Source organism: Pseudomonas sp. SDO5532_S415 (assembly GCF_054071155.1).
The window spans coordinates 1-4140 of record NZ_JBSVWS010000289.1; the positions used below are offsets into that span (position 1 = coordinate 1).

A 4140-nucleotide genomic window follows, 5' to 3' on the forward strand; every position below is an offset into this window, starting at 1 on the left:
GAGCGGAAAATCCCTGTGGGAGCGAGCCTGCTCGCGAATGAAGTTGATGCGGTCTCAGGTCGAAAAATCGCCGCTCGCCGATGAGGGCGAGCGGCGGACACGCGGTCTTACTGTGCAGGCTGGTTCTTCATTTTTTCAGCGATTTTTGCATCCACTGCCGCCCGCACCTGGTCAACACTGAAGCTGGCCGGTTTCTGGCTAGGTGGATAATCGACGAAGGTTTCGAGGAACGCAGCGGACTTCATAACGGCGATCTCGGTCAGGTAAACGTTCTTGGTGGTCCAGTCGTAATACTGATCCGAAACCACGTCGGCGCGTTCATACGGGTCCATGCGCAGGTTGAAGACTTTCGGTACCCGCAGGCACACGAACGGTTCGCTCCAGACCTTGAATCCACCCGGTGCGCGCTGTTCGCAGAAGACTGCTTTCCAGTTGCCGTAACGCATCGAGACCAACATGCCGTCGTCGTTGAAGTAGTAGAACTCCTTACGCTCGCTTTTCGGCGCCTGGCCGGTCAGGTACGGCAGTTGGTTGTAGCCGTCCAAGTGCACCTTGAAGTTATTACCGCCGGAGGTCGGCGCCCAGCCTTTGAGCAGTTTGTTTTTTACATCGGCATCGCCCGCCGCCGCGAGGAGGGTCGGGAACCAGTCCAGGCCCGAGAACATCTCGTTGGAGACTTCACCCGGCTTGATCTTGCCTGGCCAGCGAATCATCGCTGGCACGCGATAAGCACCTTCCCAATTGGAGTTCTTCTCGTTACGGAACGGTGTGGTTGCCGCGTCCGGCCAGGAGAACTGGTTCGGACCGTTGTCGGTGGTGTAGACGACGATGGTGTTGTCGGTGATTTTCAGGTCATCGAGGGTTTTCAGCAGTTTGCCGACGTCGCCGTCGTGCTCCAGCATCCCATCGGCGTATTCATTGCCGGGCATGCCGCTCTGGCCCTTCATCGAATCGCGCACGTGGGTAAACAAGTGCATGCGCGTGGTGTTCATCCAGACGAAGAACGGCTTGTCGGCCTTGGCCTGTTTCTCGATGAACGCTTGTGCCGCGGCAGTGGTTTCGTCATCGATGGTTTCCATGCGCTTGGCGGTCAGAGCACCGGTGTCTTCGATCTTGCCGTCGGCGAAGCTGTGGATCACGCCACGGGGTGATGCGGCCTTGACGAATTCAGGGTCATCCTTGGGCCAGTAGGGGCGCTCCGGCTCTTCTTCGGCATTGAGGTGATACAGGTTGCCGAAGAATTCGTCGAACCCGTGGTTGGTTGGCAGGTATTCATCGCGGTCGCCGAGGTGGTTTTTGCCGAATTGGCCGGTGGCGTAGCCTTGGGACTTGAGTGCCTGGGCGATAGTGATATCACGCTTTTGCAGACCCACCGGGGCTCCCGGGATACCGACTTTCGACAGACCGGTACGCAGCGGCGTCTGACCGGTGATGAACGAAGAGCGTCCTGCGGTGCAGCTGTTCTCCGCGTAGTAGTCGGTGAACATCATGCCTTCCTTGGCGATGCGGTCGATGTTCGGCGTCTTGTAGCCGACCACGCCCATGGAATAGGCACTGATGTTGGTCTGGCCGATGTCGTCGCCAAAGATTACGAGGATATTGGGTTTATCGGCGGCCCCGGCGGTTGCCGAGAACGCCATCACCGAAGCCGCCAGCAGGGCCGCCTTCGGTAACCATTTGCGTATGCCAGTCATATGACTTGCTCCTTTTGCTTTGCGTCGCTCGGTGCGACAAACGTTCATTGCGGTCCTGCATCACGCTCTTATTGCACTTGCTCGGGTATGGGGGCATCGAAGGGGTAGATCCGCCGCCATTCGGCAGCCATGTCGACCACTGTCCAGCCACGGCTTTTCGCTTCGTCCAGGGCTTTGTCCAGACGGCCGATCTTCGATTCGCGGTCGTAAGCCCATTCGCGTTTGGCGTCTGTGTGATGCACCAGGCCCATGAAGCGTTTACCCGGCCCGGCGGCGGTCCACTGCAGCATCTGCAGGTCGCCATCGGAGTTGCCGAAAGCAAGAATCGGCCGACGCCCGATCACGGCATCGATGCTTTCCGGTTTGCCCGGCCCATCGTCGTTGTGGGCCAGTTTTGGCGTGCGCAGGATCGACGCCTTGCCGTCTTTGTATTCAAACGCGGTGACAAAGGTGGTGCCGATGACCTGCTCGGGTGGAACGCCGTAGACCTGTTCGGCAAAGGCGCGCATGAAACCGGTGTCGCCGCCGGAGACGATGTAGGTCTTGAAGTCCAGGCGACGCAGGTAGTCGAGCATTTCCAGCATCGGCTGGTAGATCATTTCGGTGTACGGCTTGCCGGTTTTCGGATGACGGGCCTGGCTTAACCAGGTCTTGGCGTAATCGTCGAAGGCTTCGGTGGTCATGCCGCTGTGGGTCGCGCCGACGATTTTCAGCAGGCCGTCCGTGCCGGTCGCCGCCAGGGCCTGGTGATCATTTTCCAGTACCGCCTTGAACGGCTGGGTGGTTTTCCATTCCGGGTGTTGTGGCGCGGTGCGCTTGACTTCATCGAGGGCGAACAACAACTCGAAGTACATCGGCTGCTCGCTCCACAGCGTGCCGTCGTTGTCGAACACGGCGATACGATCTTCGGGTTTGACGAAGTCCTTGCTGTTCCGGTCGGTCACGGCCTGGACGAATTCGATGATGTTCTTTTTCGACGGGCCGTCGTTCCACGAGGGCAACGGCTCGGCTGCCTGAACCAGCAATGGCAGGCTCAGGACCAGCGTCAGTAACAACCTCAGTCCGTGGTGCTGGCGGATCGAAATCGGGTTCGTCATGGGAAATCCTTCTCGTGAACGGGATTCAGTGGTCGCAGTGCGGGAGCGACTGATTCTTTGTTGTGTTCGGCCTGACTATGCAGCGTAGTCAAGGATTGCCTGAGTTGAAGCAGTGCCTGATCTTTGGTCGGCTCACGGCCGTAACAGGCGCGCAACAGTGCTTGCAGGCGCGGGCCGAATGCGGTCAATTTCAGGCCTTTGCGCAGGCGACGGGTCCACAGATAGAGGGCGCTCAGCTGCGGCGGTTTGCCGTCGAGCTGCGGCGGGATCTGCCGCCAGGCGTAGTCGGCGGATTCCAGCCAGGCCGCATGACGGGCATGACGCCGTGCTTGCCAGCGCAGGTACGCGCGATGAATGAACGGGCGCACGAACCCCATCAGCAACACCACGCTCAACAGCAACGTCAGCCAGCCAAGGACAAACCCCGACAGGTGCACGCGGTTTTGCTGCCCGAGTTTTCTCAGGTCTTCGGTGATCGAAAACACCGGCTGATAGGTGCTGTTGGCCACGGCATCAAAGGCTACGGCAGGGACTTGAGCGATGCGGGTCTGTTGGCTGGCGACGTCCCACCATTTCAGTTCGATGGCTGGTAACGTGTGATGGCCTGCGTGGTCGATCCGGTAAGTCACGCTGTCGATGCGCTGGCCGCCGGTGAAGTGGCCGCGACCGTCGTCCAGGGTGCTGACCTGCGGGGTTTTCGGGTAACGGCTGAGGCCGCTGACATCGCCCAGTACTGGCGTCGGCAACGACATGGCCAGGGCACCGTCGGCTTGCAGGGTCAATTGCCGGGTGAGGCTATCGCCGACTTTCAACGGCGTGTCGGCCTTGATGATTGATTGGGTGAAGCTCAGCCCCTGGGCGACCAGTACCGGCTCACCGGGCGCGAACCCTGGCGGTTGCGTCGCGACAAAATGCAACGGCTGGCTCTGCGCGCTGAGTTCGGCGCTGGCCTGGCCGGGTGTGGCGCGCACGGTCAGGGCGGGGATGTCGAAACCCCGGGCCACATTCGGGGTGATCAGGAAGCTGTAGCGCATGCCATTGAAGGATTTACCGTCAAGGGTCTGGTTCAGGTGTTCGGCATGGCCGTCCGGGGGCATGACCAGCGCCCCCGGCAGTTTCAGGTCGGGCAGGGTGGGGGCGTCGGTGAACCAGGTGTCGGTGAGGATGTCGAGTTGCAGTTCGACGAGGCTGCCGACCATGGGTGGGGTGCTGGGTTGCAGGCTTGTCTGGACCCTTAATTCAGGTTCGGCGGCGAAGGTGATTGTGCTGGTCAGGCAAATGAGCAACGGGCACAGAACTGTGGTGATTGATCTGCGGTATTCGCGAGCAGGCTCGCTCCCACAGGGGGA

The 4140-nt window shown here is 60.2% G+C and carries 3 protein-coding genes; all 3 read right to left on the minus strand.

The window, feature by feature from the left end; all coding sequences use genetic code 11:
• Positions 1 to 107 precede the first annotated feature (107 nt).
• Entirely contained in the window at positions 108 to 1694 is a 1587-nt protein-coding gene (locus tag ACW9HW_RS29215) for an arylsulfatase (protein WP_457402792.1), read from the minus strand.
• Positions 1695 to 1762: 68 nt separating this feature from the next.
• A complete protein-coding gene (locus ACW9HW_RS29220; RefSeq protein WP_457402794.1) occupies positions 1763 to 2791 on the minus strand; it encodes an HAD family hydrolase in 1029 nt (342 codons plus the stop codon).
• The coding region (locus ACW9HW_RS29225) for a hypothetical protein (protein WP_457402796.1) at positions 2788 to 4140 on the minus strand (1353 nt) is incomplete at its 5' end. The genes ACW9HW_RS29220 and ACW9HW_RS29225, both read right to left, overlap by 4 nt.

What these genes read in the sequence shown, in the direction of transcription:
- ACW9HW_RS29215 (WP_457402792.1), bottom strand. Translation starts at nt 1,694, where the DNA reads ATGACTGGCATACGCAAATGGTTACCGAAGGCGGCCCTGCTGGCGGCT.
- ACW9HW_RS29220 (WP_457402794.1), bottom strand. Translation starts at nt 2,791, where the DNA reads ATGACGAACCCGATTTCGATCCGCCAGCACCACGGACTGAGGTTGTTA.